This window comes from Geobacillus proteiniphilus (genome assembly GCF_001908025.1).
Classification (GTDB): domain Bacteria; phylum Bacillota; class Bacilli; order Bacillales; family Anoxybacillaceae; genus Geobacillus; species Geobacillus proteiniphilus.
The window spans coordinates 37,169-55,037 of the sequence record NZ_MQMG01000006.1; the positions used below are offsets into that span (position 1 = coordinate 37,169).

General features: G+C 52.2%; 15 protein-coding genes and 1 pseudogene. 4 read left to right on the top strand and 12 right to left on the bottom strand.

The genetic code is table 11. The annotated features are described in order from the left end of the window. Positions 1-51 precede the first annotated feature (51 nt). The 5 genes and pseudogenes from BRO54_RS03625 to BRO54_RS03645 all read right to left on the bottom strand — a co-directional run bounded on the left by BRO54_RS03625 (position 52) and on the right by BRO54_RS03645 (position 6,037). Complete coding sequence (locus BRO54_RS03625; protein WP_074043168.1) at positions 52-1,758, bottom strand: ABC-ATPase domain-containing protein; 1,707 nt, start codon at positions 1,756-1,758, stop codon at positions 52-54. An 85-nt stretch (positions 1,759-1,843) separates the two neighbouring features. Then, on the bottom strand, positions 1,844-3,538 hold the full coding sequence (locus BRO54_RS03630) for a putative bifunctional diguanylate cyclase/phosphodiesterase (RefSeq protein WP_033024745.1): 1,695 nt from the start codon (positions 3,536-3,538) through the stop codon (positions 1,844-1,846). A 312-nt stretch (positions 3,539-3,850) separates the two neighbouring features. Continuing rightward, positions 3,851-4,055, bottom strand: a pseudogene (locus BRO54_RS03635) (MerR family transcriptional regulator); the annotation flags it as partial. Positions 4,056-4,174: 119 nt separating this feature from the next. Continuing rightward, a complete protein-coding gene (locus BRO54_RS03640) occupies positions 4,175-4,465 on the bottom strand; it encodes a hypothetical protein (protein ID WP_033024711.1) in 291 nt (96 codons plus the stop codon). A 108-nt stretch (positions 4,466-4,573) separates the two neighbouring features. Continuing rightward, positions 4,574-6,037, bottom strand: coding sequence for a protein adenylyltransferase SelO (locus BRO54_RS03645; RefSeq protein WP_176202396.1), 1,464 nt, complete (start codon positions 6,035-6,037; stop codon positions 4,574-4,576). A 186-nt stretch (positions 6,038-6,223) separates the two neighbouring features. Here BRO54_RS03645 and BRO54_RS03650 point away from each other — a divergent pair, with 186 nt between their 5' ends. Then, positions 6,224-6,625 carry a hypothetical protein gene (locus tag BRO54_RS03650; RefSeq protein WP_033024710.1) on the top strand — a complete coding sequence of 134 codons (402 nt, stop codon included), beginning with the start codon at positions 6,224-6,226 and terminating at the stop codon, positions 6,623-6,625. Positions 6,626-6,855: 230 nt separating this feature from the next. On the opposite strand, the gene BRO54_RS03655 is transcribed toward BRO54_RS03650, so the two are convergent. The 5 genes from BRO54_RS03655 to BRO54_RS03675 all read right to left on the bottom strand — a co-directional run bounded on the left by BRO54_RS03655 (position 6,856) and on the right by BRO54_RS03675 (position 12,702). Beyond that, the gene (locus BRO54_RS03655) at positions 6,856-7,215 is read right to left on the bottom strand and encodes a lmo0954 family membrane protein (RefSeq protein WP_033024709.1); all 360 of its coding nucleotides are present in this window, start codon (positions 7,213-7,215) and stop codon (positions 6,856-6,858) included. 522 nt (positions 7,216-7,737) lie between these two features. After that, entirely contained in the window at positions 7,738-9,141 is a 1,404-nt protein-coding gene (gene rlmD, locus BRO54_RS03660) for a 23S rRNA (uracil(1939)-C(5))-methyltransferase RlmD (RefSeq protein ID WP_074043169.1), read from the bottom strand. Next, the gene (locus tag BRO54_RS03665; RefSeq protein WP_074043170.1) at positions 9,138-10,004 is read right to left on the bottom strand and encodes a DNA-3-methyladenine glycosylase family protein; all 867 of its coding nucleotides are present in this window, start codon (positions 10,002-10,004) and stop codon (positions 9,138-9,140) included. Before BRO54_RS03665 ends, rlmD begins: the two co-directional genes overlap by 4 nt. 178 nt (positions 10,005-10,182) lie before the next feature. Beyond that, complete coding sequence (gene pdaA, locus BRO54_RS03670; protein ID WP_033024706.1) at positions 10,183-10,974, bottom strand: delta-lactam-biosynthetic de-N-acetylase; 792 nt, start codon at positions 10,972-10,974, stop codon at positions 10,183-10,185. A gap of 180 nt (positions 10,975-11,154) precedes the next feature. Beyond that, positions 11,155-12,702: a fumarate hydratase gene (locus BRO54_RS03675; protein WP_033024705.1), complete on the bottom strand. Its 1,548-nt coding sequence runs from the start codon at positions 12,700-12,702 to the stop codon at positions 11,155-11,157. 230 nt (positions 12,703-12,932) lie between these two features. On the opposite strand from BRO54_RS03675, the gene yfkAB reads away from it, so the two are divergent. Further along, positions 12,933-14,057, top strand: a complete 1,125-nt coding sequence (gene yfkAB / locus BRO54_RS03680) for a radical SAM/CxCxxxxC motif protein YfkAB (RefSeq protein WP_033024704.1) — start codon at positions 12,933-12,935, stop codon at positions 14,055-14,057. 29 nt (positions 14,058-14,086) lie between these two features. Here the strand turns inward: yfkAB and BRO54_RS03685 are convergent, their stop codons facing one another. Both BRO54_RS03685 and cax read right to left on the bottom strand, forming a co-directional pair. Beyond that, positions 14,087-14,875, bottom strand: coding sequence for a YfkD famly protein (locus BRO54_RS03685; RefSeq protein ID WP_033024703.1), 789 nt, complete (start codon positions 14,873-14,875; stop codon positions 14,087-14,089). Positions 14,876-15,030: 155 nt separating this feature from the next. Further along, entirely contained in the window at positions 15,031-16,083 is a 1,053-nt protein-coding gene (cax, locus tag BRO54_RS03690) for a calcium/proton exchanger (RefSeq protein WP_033024702.1), read from the bottom strand. Positions 16,084-16,229: 146 nt separating this feature from the next. Here cax and BRO54_RS03695 point away from each other — a divergent pair, with 146 nt between their 5' ends. Together BRO54_RS03695 and BRO54_RS03700 are read left to right on the top strand one after the other, a co-directional pair. Beyond that, on the top strand, positions 16,230-17,363 hold the full coding sequence (locus BRO54_RS03695) for an MFS transporter (protein WP_033024701.1): 1,134 nt from the start codon (positions 16,230-16,232) through the stop codon (positions 17,361-17,363). A 125-nt stretch (positions 17,364-17,488) separates the two neighbouring features. Further along, the gene (locus tag BRO54_RS03700) at positions 17,489-17,635 is read left to right on the top strand and encodes a BH0509 family protein (protein ID WP_011229925.1); all 147 of its coding nucleotides are present in this window, start codon (positions 17,489-17,491) and stop codon (positions 17,633-17,635) included. Positions 17,636-17,869 lie beyond the last annotated feature (234 nt).

The window sequence follows — 17,869 nt, forward strand, 5'->3', positions numbered from 1 at the left end:
GCGGAAACGTCGCCAAGAACAAGCAAACCGGCTTTCTCCTTTCCAAGATGGCTACTGCTGGGTACACCGGAGCGTCCGCAGCCGGTTCAGCGCCGCCGCCAGCTCGAATCGGCGCGGGCGGGCAAGTTCACCCGGATGCCCTTTTCGGAACGAAACGGAGCCCAAGCCTTGGCGATCCCATTGTTCTTCGATCGCATCGAGCAGTTGGCGGACGGTTTTCTTTCCGTCGAACCATCCTTTTCGTTCCATATACAGCAGCGCCGCGGCAATCGCCCGCGTTTGGCTGTCATCGACCAGCTGCTCAAGCGCATAAAGCAATAGATCGGTTTGCCCGTATTGAATGACGTGCCGTCCGCGCGCGACCGCTTTTTCTTTTTTTCCTTTTTGGCTGTTTAAACTCCCAGGCAGCGGAATGCGCTCATGAATGCAGCCGAACGACTCGCCGCCTTCCGCTTTCCGTCCCGACGGCATCTGCAAGGCGATTTGTTTTGCCTCTGCCGTCACATCAAACGGGACGTACTGCTCCATTTTGATCACGCAATCCGCGATATCCAAGTAATCCCCCAATCCGCCGACGACAAGAACGGTCGAAATGCCGTAATCGCGAAATAGTTGACGCGCCTTGTCGATATACGGCGTGATAGGTTCGGCATCTTTCGCCACGAGCGCCTGCATGCGTCCATCTCGGATGAGCAAATTCGTCGCGCTCGTATCTTCATCAATCAAAAACGCCGATGCCCCCGCTTCAATCATTTCGATCATGCTCGCGGCCTGTGAGGTGCTGCCGCTCGCGTTTTCCGTCGAAAACTGTTTCGTCTCTTTTCCATACGGCAGCGTGCCAATGAGCGGGGAAATGTCAACACTGGCGACGCTCCGGCCGTCTTCGGCGCGAATTTTCACCGCCCCGCTGTCTGTGATGACAAACTCCCGCCCGTCGCCGGCGATATGGTCATACACGCCGTGCTCTAACGCCTGAAGCAAGGTCGATTTGCCGTGATACCCGCCACCGACAATAAGCGTAACGCCTTTTCGGATGCCCATGCCTTTCACTGGCTCGGCGCGGTGCGGGACAGGGATCGCGATCTCCAGCTCCGGCGGGCTTTGAAACGGCACCGCCCCGCGTTGCATCGGCTTGTCACTCACTCCGCTTTCGCGCGGCAAAATCGCGCCGTTTTTGACAAACGCCACCAAACCATGCTCACGCAAATAGCGGCGAATGGCGTGCTGCTGATCGGCAAGCTCGACCGCCGCACGAATGTCCTCTTCCCGAAGGCCGTACACCGCCCGCTCGATGACGGATGGAATTTGCTCGAAAAAGATGGTCTCGGCTTCTTTCGCCAAAATGCGCCGCCCATTCGCCGGCAACCCGACCGACAAACAAACCGTAATCGTCTCGTCAGCCACTTGCACCGCCGTCCGTTCGAACACTTTTTGCCCCGGGGCATCAATCAAGACGAGTCCGCTTTTTCCCGACCCGCGCGCCCGCAGCGGCCATTGCCGCAATTCACGGTGGACGCGGCGCAAAAGCAAATCCTCACAGCGAATGCGGCGCGGTTTCGTATCGGTCCACTCCGCCGCCAGCGCCGTTTTCACCCGCGGCACGATCACCCGCACCTTGGACGGTTCGGCGAACGGATCGCCTTGCACATGGTCAATTGCGAGCGTAAACGTTGGGAACCGATACGTGCCTTCGAGCGCTTTATATGCCTTATAGCTTTTTTGGTCCATGGATCGCAGCCGTTGTCTGAGCGTTTCCATGAAACCAGCTCCTTTCCCTCTTCATTTGTTGCCTCAACATGCCCGAGTATGGCGAGACAACCTCTATATTGCCATTTTGAACTGTTCACTCATTGCATTGCAACAACGATCCAATCTCCGCTTCTGACACAGGCTGCCTCCAAAAATACCCTTGCCCTCCGTTGCACCCCATTTCCTTTAATATTTGAATTTGTTTCTCATTTTCAATTCCTTCTGCAACGACATCCATCGACAATTGATGAGCCATCGTGATCACAGCAGCCACAATGGCTTGGTCATCAGCGGATTGCGGTAAGTTTTTGATAAACGAACGATCGATTTTTAAACGGTCCACTTTTAACTTCTTTATATATCCTAATGAACTATACCCTACGCCAAAATCATCAATCGCCAGTTTAACGCCCGCCTCTTTTAACTGGCTTACGTTTTCGTACACGACTGCACTATCCTGCATCATAATATGTTCCGTCACTTCAAATTCCCATCGACATGGATCATCTCCATTGCTTTCAATAATGGAAAGGAGCCGTTTAGCCATGCCTGGTATTTGGAAATGGGAAGCAGACAGGTTGATGGATAAATCCACTTCGAATCCCCCTCTTTGTTTCCACATTTTCCTATGCCGGCATGCCGTAGACAGCACCCACTCATCGAGTTTTGGCATCAATCCTATTTTTTCAGCTAAAGGAATAAACTGATCAGGACGAACCCATCCAAGTTCTGAATTATACCAACGAATCAGCGCTTCTAGGCGGATCAGTTTCCCAGTAGACAGATCGTACTGCGGCTGATAATAGAGCATTAGTTCGTCTCTTTCGATGGCCCGATGCAAATGGCTTTCTAACACCGTTTCCCTAACTAGTCGCTGATTGATCGTCTGATGATAAAATTGATAAAATTTACCTTTCTCTTTCGCATGATACATGGCCATGTCCGCATTGCCGAGCAACGTATTCAAATCTTGCCCGTCAAAAGGAAAGACGCTGATTCCGATATTGGCGGAAAGAACGAACTCTCTTCCTTCAATCATCAAAGGCCGAGCTAACGTTTGTTGAATTGTCCGCAAATATGCAAGGATAGACTGATAATTCACTCGCGGCGCCACAGCGACAAACTCATCACCGCCCACGCGAGTCAAAAACAGCTTTTGATCTAATGCTGTTCGAAAACGAGCAGCCATTTGTCTCAACACTTCGTCTCCCACAGAATGCCCCAATGAATCATTAATGTTTTTAAACCGCGCTAAATCAATAAAATAAACGGCCAGCAGTCGTTCCTCCTCTTTCGTCTCTTTCAGCAACTTAGGAAACTGCTCTCTTAAAAAACGGCGATTGGGGAGACCTGTCAAATCATCATGGTTGACCATATGTTTGATTTGTTCTTCGTACTGCTTCAGGCGAGTAATATCCGTTCGAATCGACACGTATTGATACGGCTTTCCTCGTTCATCCAAAAAGGGGACAATAGTAGACTGAACCCAGTAGTAACTCCCGTCTTTCGCTTTATTTTTGATCTCTCCCCTCCATACCTTCCCTTTCCCAATGGTTTTCCACATATGTTTAAAAAATTCTCGGCTATGGTATCCTGAATTGACAATGCGATGAGTGTTTCCAATCAGTTCCTCACGGCTATATTGAGAGATGCGGCAGAAAGCCTCATTCACATATGTAATTTTTCCCGTGTGGTCGGTAATCGCAACAATCGTTGATTCATCCAACGCTTTTTGAATTGACTCGAATTCTCTTAATGTATGTAACAATTTTGACTCTAGATCTTTCAACTCTCCAGAGAAAGGAAACATAACATTCACCTCATTCTATTTTGCATCTTTATGCCCTCAATTGTAATGACAACGTATAACAATTGCAATGGCATATCGCTGGATTACGTCATCGTCCCAATTGTGTTGCATGAAGCGTTTCTGTATTGAAAACACGGCTTTCTAACCGTTGACGAGATGCCGCACAGAAAGGATTCGATGGTGCAATCTTGAGGAAGAGGCAATATTATCAAGGGCAGGCATACAAAAACACTCAGCCTGCCTTCGAACAAGGCAAGCAGCCGATCGATTAGCTGTTTTTCACCCTGCAAAATCAACCCCGAGCTCGCAGTAAAAGAGGATTTGCTGCAAAAGATCGACTTCACCGCGGCCCGTACAGCCGATACCCGGCTTCGCTCAACCGCGCCGGTTTCAACAAACCAATCTCATCATAATACCGGAGCGTCCGGCTCGTTATCCTCGCCAGTTTCGCCAGCTCATGCACCGTATATTCCATGTTCCTCACCTCCCTATTCATGACGATACACCTTGACGCAACGCGAAAGTAAAGAGGAAAAAGAAAAAAGGGGCTCCTGCCCAGCCCCTTTTCCCCTGCCGCATGATCGATTTTCGGTTGTGGAAAACCATGCACGCCAATCAAGGCACCTTCATTGCGTCGACATGTGGCATTTTCGTGATTACGACCGGATCGCCCAAATCGACGTTAGGCAACGGTTGCGGCTCTCTGTTTGTTTCCATCGCCCCTGCTTGTTTCACACTAGGCAAAAGCGGCTCATCGGCCGAATTGCGGATGATGATGTGCTGGTGAAACGATGTGGATGCCTTTGGCTCTCTCGTTTTGTCTGGCTCAAACGGCTTGAGATGCAGGATGGCGGCACACACAAACAGCATCCCCGCCGCGGCGAAAAGCAGAACATTTCGCTTCATTGGCAACACCTCTATGGAAATTAGGCGATGCAAAGGAGGATTCGTTTCACCTTTGCCGCTAAACCAAAGCGCCCCAGTAAAAAAGGAGCCGCAAATCCCCCCTCTTCATCACGTCCCGCAAAACGTCCGGTACGGGCGGTCAGACGGTGGCGGCAGCTCGGCGTATTTCTCTTGCTCCGGCGAGTAGGCGTACGGGTCGGCCAACGCTTCAAGGAAACGCTCCATCACGCTGTAATCGCCGCAGTTGACCGCAGCAGCAAGCGCCTCTTCGACCCGATGGTTGCGTGGGATCACAGCCGGATTATGGCGGCGCATCCGCTCATACGCTTCTTTCTTTGACACCGGTTCGTGGCTGAGCCTTGTTTGCCAGCGCTCGTGCCACTCGCGGAACTCAGAGGAATCAAACAGCGCCATCCCCGTATACTCACCTAACGTCAACGCCCGGAACGTGTTCGTATAGTCAGCGCGGTGCACCTCCATCAGCCGCAATAAATCCGCAATAAGCTCCTGATCCCCCTCCTGCTCTTCGGCAAAGCCAAGTTTCGCTCTCATCCCGTCAAGCCAATGGCGGTGGTACCGCTTCGGATATTGGTCAAGCGCCCCTTGGGCAAGCGCGATCGCTTTTTCTTCATTCTCATCAAGCAGCGGCAACAAGCTTTCCGCAAACCTTGCCAAATTCCAGCCCCCGATGTACGGCTGGTTTCCGTACGCATACCGCCCTTCCGTATCAATCGAACTGAACACCGTCGCCAGGCTATACGTGTCCATAAACGCGCACGGCCCATAGTCGATCGTTTCCCCGCTGATCGTCATATTGTCGGTGTTCATCACCCCGTGGACAAAGCCGACAAGCTGCCATTTCGCGATCAATTCCGCTTGGCGTTCGATCACTTGTTCAAGCAAAAACAAATAGCGGTTTTCGGCCTCCTCAAAGCCAGGAAAATGGCGCCAGAGCGCATAATCGGCCAGAGCGCGCAACTCCTCTATCGTCCCCCATTGCGCCGCGTATTGAAACGTCCCGACGCGCAGATGGCTCGAGGCGACGCGGGTTAAAATCGCCCCAGGCAGCTCGGTTTCGCGCATAATGGTCTCTCCCGTTGTGACGACCGCAAGACTTCGCGTTGTCGGGATGCCAAGCGCGTGCATCGCCTCGCTCACAATGTACTCCCTCAGCATCGGCCCAAGCGCCGCCCGCCCATCGCCGCCGCGCGAATACGGCGTCCGGCCCGATCCTTTCAGCTGGATGTCCACCCGCTCGCCGCTTGGGGTGACGTGCTCGCCAAGCAACACCGCCCGTCCGTCGCCAAGCATCGTAAAATAACCGAACTGATGCCCTGCATACGCCTGCGCCAGCGGCTCAGCTCCGTCTGGAATTTGGTTTCCAGCGAACACAGCCACCCCATCTTCACTTCGCAACGCTTCCTCATTCAACCCAAGCTTGACAGCCAACGAACGATTGAACACCGCAAGCTTCGGCGCGCGCACCGGCGTGGGGAGGACTTCGCTGAAAAAGCGCTCCGGCAGCCTTGCATAACTGTTGTCGAACTTCCATCCTGCATCCAATATCGTCATCTCCTTTGCGGCCAAAACAGCCTTTTTATATGAGTTTATTGTACAGCAAAGCGGGCGACATGATAAACCGAAAACGCGCGATCCTAAACCAAAAACGAACCGTCAACGTTCGACGAAAACCACCATATTTTCTCTTTCTTTCTCGCCCCGTTTCTTTGTATAATACTTGTGAGGAGGTGAGAAAAAGTGGAAGAGAAAACAATCATTCAAGCGGTGCTTCAAGCGCTCGAACAGCATTCTGACAAAATTAGCTCGAAAATGCAGGAAATGGAGCAACGACTGCACCATGAAATGCAAGAGATGGGACAACAGCTCCGCAACGAGATGCAAGAAATGGGACAACAACTCCGCAGCGAGATGCAAGAAATGGGGCAACAGCTCCGGGCAGAAATCCGCGCTGTTGAGACCCGGCTTGAGGCCAAAATCGACTCCCTTCGTGAGGAAATGCAACAGATGAACAGACAACTGAACGAACGAATCGATCACCTTGAAGAAGAACTAGCAGACACTCAAGCCTCGGTCGAAGTGTTGACAACAAAAGTGCTCCACCACGACCGAAAACTTCGCCAACTGACCAAGCAAGCGTAACCCCTCTCAGTTAGCCAGCCATTTTCCCTGTCCACCGCACGTCAAAAACCGCTTCCGTTTCATCTTCCATGTTCATCTTGATGAAACGGAGCGGTTTTGGTGTTCACAGAACACCTACTCCCTATCAAAAAATGAATCGCGTTCGACATAGCACACTCTCAATGCATAGCGCTTGTACCAATCCGTTGAGAGAACACACTCATCATCGATTCGCTCCTTTTCCATTGATTTCATGAATAATGCTTTTGCAGCTCAGCCCACTGTTTTTCAAAGTTGACAAACGGGTCGTCTGCTTCTGGAACGGCGCGCTCGTCTTTCACCCCATTCCATTTTTTATACACGACATACAACACATACGCCGCGACAAGCGCGATGAGCGCCGGCACATTCGAAGCGCTGACAACTAACGCTGCACAGCCAATCAATGCCCACACGATTTTCCCGAACGTCGATGGGGCTTTCAAGTATTTCTTGAACGCATAGTACAATACCGCCAGCGTGATCGCTAGCCCGACAAGCGGCCCAAGATGAAACAGCAAAACAAGCGCAGCAATGGCTCCGGCGAGCAGCATCCCGATTTTTTTTCCCATCCTTTTTGCCTCCTTTCGTCTTCCATCGTACCGCAGACAACCTGCTTTCCTTCATGTTCTGTAGATATATTTTGTCTACGACTGGAGGCGTATTTTTGACCAAGATATCATGACCCAGCTTCCCTTGTGCTAAATCAGAAGCGACCAGCGTTCTATTTTTTCAATAAAAAATCCCTTCTAACGGCGAGCCCCTGTTAGAAGGGATTCTTATTTAGTAATGGGCTAGGCAAACGTTTCACTTGATGAGTACGATCGTCCTCTCTCAACAACCCCAACTTTATTTCGATTCCTGAAAAAAGGAAGAACGGATGATTTCTCCCGCTTCTTCCCTTTTATTTGTTCCCCATTCCTATTCGATTTTCCTTGATATTTCAATGATTTCACTGCTTTTTCTCTCCCACTTCTTTTCCCATAAGGAGCGGGGGATGGCCGATGTTTTTTTCCAGTAAAAATCATCCAAAGTTCAACTTTATTTTTCTTCATGAACGAGTATTTTCTGAGTGGAACGAGTTTATTTTGGGTTTACACACTCAGCCACAACTTCGCCACCGCTTCCACATGCGCCGTGTGCGGAAACATGTCCACCGGTTGGATGTAATCGACGCGGTATTGTGCGGCCAAGGCATCGAGATCGCGGGCGAGGCTGGACGGGTTGCATGAGACGTAGACGACCGTTTTCGGGCGGACGCGGAGAATCGTTTCAAGCAGCGCCCGGTCGCAGCCGACGCGGGGCGGGTCGACGATGATGACGTCCGGCTTCCAGCCTTCTTTCACCCATTTTGGCAGCCAATATTCGGCTTTGCCGACGACATAGTGCGTGTTGGTGAAACCATGCTTTTTGGCGTTGTTTTGTGCGTCTTCGATCGCTTCCGGAATCGTGTCCATGCCGCGCACTTCTTTGGCATCGCGAGCAAGCCACAAACCGATCGTGCCGACGCCGCAGTAAGCGTCAACGATCCGCTCCGTTCCGGTGAGGGCGGCCGCTTTTTTCACTTCGTCGTACAATTTCACCGTCTGCAACGGGTTGAGCTGGAAAAAGGCGCGCGCCGACAGTTCAAACGACAAATCGCCGAGCGTTTCTTGAATGTATTCGTCGCCGGCGAGCACTTCTGTCTCGTCGCCGAAAATGAGCGATGTTTTTTCGCCATTGATGTTTTGCACGATCGATTTCACTTCTGGAAGACGGCGGCGGATTTCCTCGATCAACAGCTCTTTGCGCGGAATGTCTTTTGTCGCCGTCACAAGCACAAGCTGAATGTCGCCCGTATGGAAGCCGGCGCGGACGACGATCGTCCGCACGACGCCCGTTCTTGTCCGCTCGTTGTAAATCGGGATGCGCAAGTCTTGCAAAATCGTTTTCACGATGTTCGTGACGCGCGTCGTTTGCGGATGCTGGATGCGGCATTCCGATAAATCGATGAGCCGGTGGGAGTTGATGCCGTACAGCCCGGCGAGCACCTTCCCTTCCTTCATTCCAACTTGAAACTGGCTTTTGTTTCGGTAATGCCACGGGTTGTCCATGCCGATCGTCGGGCGGATGTCAAGCTTGTCGACATCGAGGCGCCGAGCATGGCGGCGGAGCGCCTGGATGACAATGTCGCGCTTCGCCTCGAGCTGCGCCTCGTACGCCAAGTGCTGCAACTGGCAGCCGCCGCACTGGTCATAGAGCGGGCATGGCGGCTTGATGCGGTTTGGCGAGCGCTTGCGGATCCGTTTGATTTTCGCCTCGGCGTAGGTTGGGTGGATGTCCGTCGCCTCAACGATGACTTCTTCACCCGGCAAGGCGCCGGGGACGAAGACGACTTGTTTTTGGAAATAACCGACCCCTTCGCCGTTAATGCCGATCCGTTGAATCGTCACGGGAAATTGCTTGCCTTTTTTGATTTTGATGTTCGTTTGTTGCTTTGCCATATCAGTCCCTCTCATTCAATGCTTCGCCATAAATAAAGCGCCGCATAGCTGGCGTACGGCTTCCACCGCTCGCTAAGCGCCGCCATCTCTTTTGTGGTCGGCCGCTTCGGAAGCCCGAACCATTTTTCGACCGCCCGCTGCAAGCCGATATCCGCCGGCGGGAAGACGTTTGGGCGGCCGAGGCCGAAGAGGAGGAAATTTTGCACCGTCCACGGACCAATGCCGCGCACGGCGGTCAGCCTCTCCATCACCTCGCCATCTTCCATCTGCCCGAGTTCGTCAAGCCGCAGCTCCCCCTCGGCAATGAGGCGCGACACATCGACGATATATTCGGCTTTCCGCCCGCTCAGCTGCAAGGCGCGCAAGTCATCGTACGAACGGGCGGCCACCTCTTCCGGGCGCGGGTAAAACCAAACGCCGTCCCGCTCCTCACCGAACGTTTTCACAAACCGTTCCGTCAGCCGATAGCCGACTTTTAAATGCAGCTGCTGGTGGATCAAACATTTCATTAGGCAAAAATACAAGTCAAAATCGAGCACAAGCGGCAGCCCCTCATACTCGGCAAACAGCGGCGCCAGCTCGGTCGCGCGAAAATGATCATACACCGGAGCGAGCGGCGTCCGCCATTGAAATAAATGAGAGACGCGCTCGATGATGTCTTCCTGCCGCTCCGGATGCGGTGCGGAGACGACAAAGCGAGGATCATCTTTTGTGCCGATGCTTTCAATCACGACCGGCACCTTTAAACCATCGAGATGAAGCGGCACGGTGATGCGCCGCTGCTTCAAATCAACTGACAGGAGCGGATCCAGCGCAAGCCGTTCAAGCGCGTGGGCGAAATCATACGGCGCCGGCACGGTGATCGTTCGTTTCCACATCGTTCTCACCTTTCTCATTTGTCCGTGCCCCTATTATAACGAAAAACGCCCCGTCGAACCAACTTGTTGGCAGGACGAGGCAGCGGCATATGGTTCGGTTGACAGAACGAGGCGGGTTTTCGAATGGTCCAACACACAACGTTTCGTACCGCTTTTGTGCTCAAGTGATGAAAGCGGCTTATGGGCGAAACAGCCACGGATGAAGGCCGGTCTTTTTAGCCATAAGGTCATCAAGGCTGGCGAACGTGTACCCTTGTTTGCGTAAATCGTCGATCACTTTCGGCAGCGCTTCGGCATTGTCTTTGGACACGGAATGCAACAGCAAAATCGCCCCCGGATGGATTTGTTTCATGATTTGGTCGTAAGCATATTGCCAGCCGCGCTGGCGGTCGGTTTGCCAGTCGACGAACGCAAGCGACCAAAAGACGTGATAATAGCCAAGGTCGCGGGCGAGAGATAACGTCCGTTCGCTGAAAATGCCGCGCGGCGGGCGAAGGTACATCATTCCTTTTTGTCCAGTCAGCTCTTTTGTCTTTTCCCTTACCTTTTCCAGCTCTTCCCGCAGCCGTTCATCGCTCACCACCGTCAAATCGGGATGGTGCCATGAATGGTTGCCGATGATGTGCCCTTCCGCTGCCATCCGCTTGACTAAATCGGGGGCCGTTTGCAAATAATGACCAGTGACAAAAAAGGCGGCTGGCACATGTTTTTCCTTTAACACGTCCAAAATTTGCGCCGTATAGCCGTTTTCATACCCGTTGTCAAATGTTAAATAGATCGTTTTTTTACTCGTGTCGCCTAAATAAAAGGCGTCATATTTGGCGAGCAGCTCATCGAGCTTTTTTCCCGCCGATGGGGGTTCGTGATTTTCGCTTCGCTTAAATCCCCAATGGATCGGCGCATTGCTTATGGCAAAAGCAGGGGCGGGAAAAAGCGCGAGCGCTAAAACGAGAGAAATGAGCCATCTCATGCCTAGTTCCTCCTTAGCCGCCATCTTTTCCTCTTTCTTATTGTTTTCACCCCTGACCGCTTTACGCGCGCCATTTTTTGCAAAAAAAAGCCCCAAAAGCGAGCGCTTTGGGGACAGAGAAGAAAACGGGATCAGCTTGTGAATACCAATAGCCATGTGCTTGAAATTCAGCTCTCCCTCTTACTTGAACACCGGCTCTTTGAACTGGGCCAGCTTTTCAAGCGACGATTTTTCCACATCTTCATGCAAGCTGTTGCCGTGCGAATCCATCGTGACAACAGCAGTGAAGTTTTCGACGCGCAAATGCCACATCGCTTCGGGGATGCCAAACTCCAGCAAATCAACGCCTTCCACGGATTTGATGCAATCGGCGTAATATTGCGCTGCGCCGCCGATGGCGTTTAGGTACACGCCGCCGTGTTCTTTTAACGCTTGCAGCGTCTTCGCGCCCATGCCGCCTTTGCCGATGACAGCACGGACGCCGAATTTTTTCATGATGTCGCCTTGGTACGGCTCTTCACGGATGCTTGTCGTCGGGCCGGCTGCTTTGGCGTGCCAGCGGCCTTCTTCATCTTTTAACATGACCGGACCGCAATGATAAATGATTTGCCCGTTCAAGTCGACCGGCGCGTCATGGTCCATCAAATATTTATGAATGGCATCGCGGCCGGTGTAAATGACGCCGCTGATGCGGACGACGTCGCCGACGCGAAGCTGGCGCACTTGTTCTTCCGACAGCGGCGGAACAAGGTCGATGACGCGTGTGTCGCCTTGTTCAAGCGCCGCGGCTGCTTCCGCTTTTTCCAACTCTTTTGCAAAATCGACGTCTTCGCCGTCTTGGTACAGCCATTCGATGATCTCACCAGTCGCCGGATCGATTTTCACGCCCATGCGCCGGAACGCCCAGCAGTTGTAGGCGACCGAAACGAAGAAGCTCGCCGGGATGCGGTGCATAACGCCGATTTTACAGCCAAGCAGCGTCGATTCGCCGCCAAACCCCATCGTGCCGATGCCAAGTTTGTTGGCGTTTTCCATAATGTATTCTTCGAGTTGGCGCAATTCTTCAATCGGATTGACATCATCGACCGGACGGAACAGCTGCTCTTTCGCCAACTCATAGCCAGACGAGCGGTCGCCGCCGATGCCGACGCCGATAAAGCCGGCGCTGCACCCTTGCCCTTGCGCTTGGTACACCGCGTGCAAAATGCATTTGCGGATGCCGTCCAAATCGCGGCCGGCGCGGCCGAGCCCTTCGAGTTCGCACGGCAGGCTGTACTGAATGTTTTTGTTTTCACAGCCGCCGCCTTTTAAAATGAGGCGAACGTCAATGTAATCGTTTTCCCATTGTTCAAATTTGATGACCGGCACACCTTCTCCCAAGTTGTCGCCGCTGTTTTTGCCGGTGAGCGAATCGACCGAGTTCGGGCGCAGTTTGCCGTTTTTCGTCGCTTCGGCAATGGCGGCCCGAATCGCTTTTTTCATTTCGATTTGGTTGACGCCGACCGGCACTTTGATTTTAAACGTCGGCAAGCCGGTGTCTTGGCAAATGGGAGACACGTTTTCATCCGCCATCTGAATGTTCTCGACGATCGTATTGAGCGCCATGGCCGCCCGCGTGCCAGCGTTTTCGCGCACTTTCGCCCGAGCGATCGCTCGACGGACATCCTTTGGCAGCTTCGTAGATGTTTCCACAATCAAGTCATACATGCTTTGCTGGAATTTTTCCATTTGTGCAAACGCCCCTTCCCCTGTTTATCGTCCAGATGCGGTTGTCCCATCTTTTTCTATTATACTCCGTTTTCCAGCGTTGTGTAAAAAATCTTTCTTTTTGACCTCATCATGGTTTTATTCTCATCATACGAATAGGGTAGATGCAAAGCAGCTAAAACGATTGACAAGCGTTGCTAAGGCGGCTAATAATGAACCATAGGACTTTGTCATGGAGAGAGGAGAAAGCGATGCGTTCATCCACCATGCCAGCCATTACGCCGGCGTATGACCCTTGGGAAGCGTACGTCGATATTGAAGAATATGGAAAACTACAACTAACGAATATTGAGTTTACCACAACGACGCTTTGCAATATGCGCTGCGAGCATTGTGCTGTTGGCTATACGTTGACAATGAAAGATCCCGAGGCGCTGCCGCTTGACATGTTGCTCCGCCGGCTCGAGGAAATTCCGCATTTGCGGTCATTAAGCATCACCGGCGGCGAGCCGATGCTGTCATTAAAATCCGTCGAACAATACGTCGTTCCCCTTCTCCGCTACGCGCACGAGCGCGGGGTGCGGACGCAGCTTAATTCGAACTTGACGTTGGATTTGTCTCGCTATGAACCAGTCATTCCGTATTTGGATGTGCTCCATATCTCGCACAACTGGGGGACGGTCGACGACTTTGTCGAAGGTGGTTTTGCCATGATGGAGCGGAAGCCGACGCGCACCCAACGCGAGAAATACTTCCAGCGCATGCTTGACAATGCAAAAGCGCTGGCAAATGCCGGCGTGATGGTATCCGCGGAAACGATGTTAAACAAACGGACCGTCCGCCATTTGGAAACAATCCACCGCCAAGTTGTCGAGGAAATGGGCTGCCGGCGCCATGAAATCCATCCGATGTATCCGAGCGATTTTGCCAGCGCTTTAGAGACATTGAGCTTGGACGAATTGCGCGAAGCGATTCACCATTTGCTTGACATTCGCGACGAAAACGTCTGGATGCTGTTTGGCACGCTGCCGTTTTACCCGTGCAGCGACAACGAAGAAGATGTGCGCCTATTGAAGCGGCTGTATGAAAGCAAAAACGTCACCGTGCGCAACGATCCGGACGGACGTTCACGGCTCAATGTCAATATTTTCACCGGCGATGTCATCGTCACCGATTTCGGTGATGAACCGCCGCTTGGCAACATCATTCACGATTCGCTGCCAGACGTGTATGACAAATGGCGGCGCTCAAAGCTTGCTAGGGAGCTTCTTTGCCACTGCCCGTCGGCACGCTGCCTCGGACCGAACGTCCTTGTGAAGCAGACGTATTACCGCGGCGTCGATTTTACGAAGCGGTCCGCGCGCATTGGCCGATAAAAAACGTCAAGGAGCTTTTCCTTGACGTTTTATCTTGGCTGTTCACTCACCACATACGACATGTACAGGCGATCCTGCACCGGAATCCACGCCCCAACCCCTCTTGTCGTCACGTTTTTGACGACAATTTTCTTTTTGTTTCCTTTGAGCACGACGTACACTTCCCCGTATGTTACTTTCCCTTTTTCATTCACCGCCGGAGCGTACGCGTACAAATAACCTATTTTTTTCGCCGGTACGTTGTACGGTTGGTCTTTTTTCGTGCCAAGGCCGACGACCGTGCTGAAAGAGAGCGGCAAGTTCGTCTTTTCCATCGCTTTGTTTAACATCATCCGCTTAACCGCGTCTTCATTCGGCACTTTCACCGTCAACCCGCCGCGGACGTATTTTTGCATTTCTTGTTTATAGTACAACTTTTGCGCCGTATCGCCGCCGCGGTTATCAAGGAAATTCGTGTTGACCTTTTGATATTCCCAGTTCGTCGACGTTTCGATCGACTGATAATTGAGCGGCCATTGGCCTAAATAAATCGTCGCCCTGAAGCCAACGGCCCATGGCGTGTCGGTCGCCGAAGATTCATTAAAGAGATGGATCAATTCGGGATTCTCAATTTTCACATTCGCCGATCTTAACAGCTGTTTTGTAAACGAGCTTGGTTCCAAATGCGGCAAATCTTGCGTCGGGTTCGGATACGTATTTTCTTTCGATATATCAATCACCGCACCGGGCGCCGGTTTGCCGGCAGCCGCCAGCGCCGAAAACGCCGCCGCATAAAGAAGAAGCACGCTCACGAACAGCGAAACAGCCCACTTTTTCATCGTCTTCACTCCTTTCTTCCCACGTTATTCACTGTTAGTTTCTTTCAAAATGCGCCGTTTATCCGCGGCGGCGAAAATTTTCCCCGTTTGGCGCTCCATTTCCCGCGCCCGCAAAAAAAAAAGCACCCGGACGGCGAACGCCCGGATGCAGTCACTTACAGCAAGTAAAAACCGATGCCCATGATCGTATAGGCAGCGAGCAACGTCGCCCCTTCAAACCAGTTCGTATCACCATCATTTGACAGCACGATCATCAAAAGCACGGAAGCAGCCATCGCCACCAGCTCAGGAAGTGAAAAGACAAGCGGCATTTTTTCCGGAAACAAAAGCGAAACGAGCACAAGCACCGGCGCAACGAACATGGCGATTTGCAATGTCGAGCCGACGGCAATTTCCACCGCGACATTCATTTTGTTTTTGTACGCCATAATAACCGCGGAAGCGTGCTCCGCCGCATTGCCGACGATGGCCACGATGATGATCCCGATAAACAGCTCGCTCCAGCCGAATGACTCGGCGACCGTTTCAAACGTGTGAACGAGCCGTTCCGATAAATAGGCGACCGCAACCGTCGCCAGCGCCAAAATGGCGGTCGCTTTCCCTTTGCCCCATTCGGGCTCTTCATCTTCTTCCACTTCTTCTGATTTATGCTGATATACGCCGCGATGGGTGACAAGCCGGAAATAAAGGGCGGCGGCGTAAAGCAAGATCATGATGATCGAAATGCCAACGCTCAACGCAACTTGTTCGCTGTGATTCATATGCATGGTAAACACTTCCGGAATGACAAAGGCGATGAAGATGGCAAAAGTCAGCAGCCCGGCATTATGACGAGCATCATAAATGTTGAATTCTTGCCGCTTATATTTTAGTCCGCCGACAAAAAACGATAGCCCAGCCACCAAAAGCAAGTTCCCGAGCACCGAACCGGTTAAGGAAGCGAGCACGACGTCAACGAGTCCAGCCTGCAAGGCAAAAATGGAAATGATCAGCTCGACCGCGTTGCCAAACGTCGCGTTCAACAGCCCGCCAATGCGCGGTCCGGCGACGATCGCCAAGCTTTCCGTCGCTCGCCCCATATAGCTGGCGAGCGCAATGATCGTCAAACAGTACAGCACAAACATCAAGACAGTCGGCCAATGAAGAAACCCGCCGATGACCGACACCGGCACGCCGATCCATGTCATCCAAGCAAACACCTTGTTCATTTCTCTTCCACCTTTCCTCTTGATTGTTTTCGTTGCATTGACCGCCGTTTCTATGTACGATGGATAAGGGCATTCATTCGCCCTGGGAAACATCCGGCCTCGCTTGTTTGATCGGCCGGCGATTTCAACTGAAATGGGGATGCACGATGCGTTTTGCCATCTTAACCGGGATTGTCGCCGTCTCTGGTCTGTCGCAAGGGATGTTGCTGCCGCTTTTGGCGATGCTTCTTGATGAAAACGGCGTCTCTTCGTCCGTTAACGGGGCGCACGCCGCCGCCCTGTATATCGGCGTCTTGGCCATTTCGCCATTTTTGGAACGGCCGCTGAGACGCTATGGCTATCGGCTCCTCATTCTCCTTGGTGGTTTCATTGTAATATGTTCGCTTATTCTTTTTCCACTTTTTCCTTCACTTTTCTTTTGGCTTGTTCTTCGCTTTGCCATCGGCATCGGCGATCATATGCTTCATTTTGCGACACAAACGTGGATTACTGACTTTTCGCCGCCGGCTGAGCGCGGACGGCGATTGTCGCTGTATGGATGGGCGTTCGGCCTCGGCTTCACCATCGGCCCGCTGTTAGCTTCACTCGCTTCGGTCGAGAAGGCGCTTCCGTTTTATTTAGCCGCTCTCCTTAGTTTCGCCGGTTGGATCGGCGTCTTTTGGCTGCCGAACGAAAAACCAAAGCCGCTTGAACGTTCTTCGTCGACGGCCGGTCGGTTTATTGGCGCTTGGAAACAGGCGTGGCCAGCGCTTTTGTTGCCGTTTACCTACGGTTTTTTGGAAGCGGCCGTTCATTCCATCTTTCCGTTGTACGCCTTGCGCGAGGGGATGAGCGCAGAACAAATCGCCTTCATTTTGCCTTGTTTCTCATTCGGCGGCATCATCTTTCAGCTTCCGCTCGGAGCGCTCAGCGATCGGTTCGGGCGGCGCGAGATCATCACCGGTGCACTCTTGGCCGGCGCCGGTTGTTTTTTGATTGCCCTCACTGTCGGTGCGTCCACGGTTGGGTTGGCTGCCTGTTTGTTCACCGCTGGCATGTTTACCGGCTCGCTCTTCTCGCTCGGCATCGCCTATATGACCGACCTGTTGCCGAAAGAGCTGCTTCCCGCCGGCAATCTGTTGTGCGGGATGCTATACAGTCTCGGCAGCATGACAGGCCCGCCGCTTTCCGGCAGCGTGGTTGATCTCTCTGCTCACGCCTTTTTCCTTGCGGTCAGCGCTGTCCTCCTCGTTCCGGCCATTTGCCTCGTCAGCCGCCGGGAACAGGAAACAGCAGCTTGACCGTTTTCTTGTTTTTTATTTTTTATTTTTTTCAAAAAAATCGTTGACCATTTTGTTCTTTCTGTTATATAATAAGATCAAGATATCAAGTTTCTGTTTTAAAACAGTATAAAGGAGTGGCGATCATGAGCAGAACGGAACGGAAAAATATGATTGAGTTTATCGAAAAAGTGCGGGGATTGTCGCGCGAGGAACTCGCCTATATGACCGATGCAGAAATTGAATACATTTATGAGCGCTATTACCACCATCACGAAGAAATCGTTGAATAAAGCGGCGGCGGCTCGATGTGCCTGCGTTTGCATGAAAGAAGGTGTCCCCAAAGGGGAGGGACACCTTTTTTGATTGCCGTATATACGCATTAAAACAACTGCCGGAACACGATATGTTGTGCTATGTTGAACGAAGAACCACCTTTTGAGACAGTTTCTTTCAATGATAGCCGTTTTGGCCGTTGGCGCTGCCACTCGTCTTATGCTTTGGTCTGTTTTTTCCTTTTTGCTTCG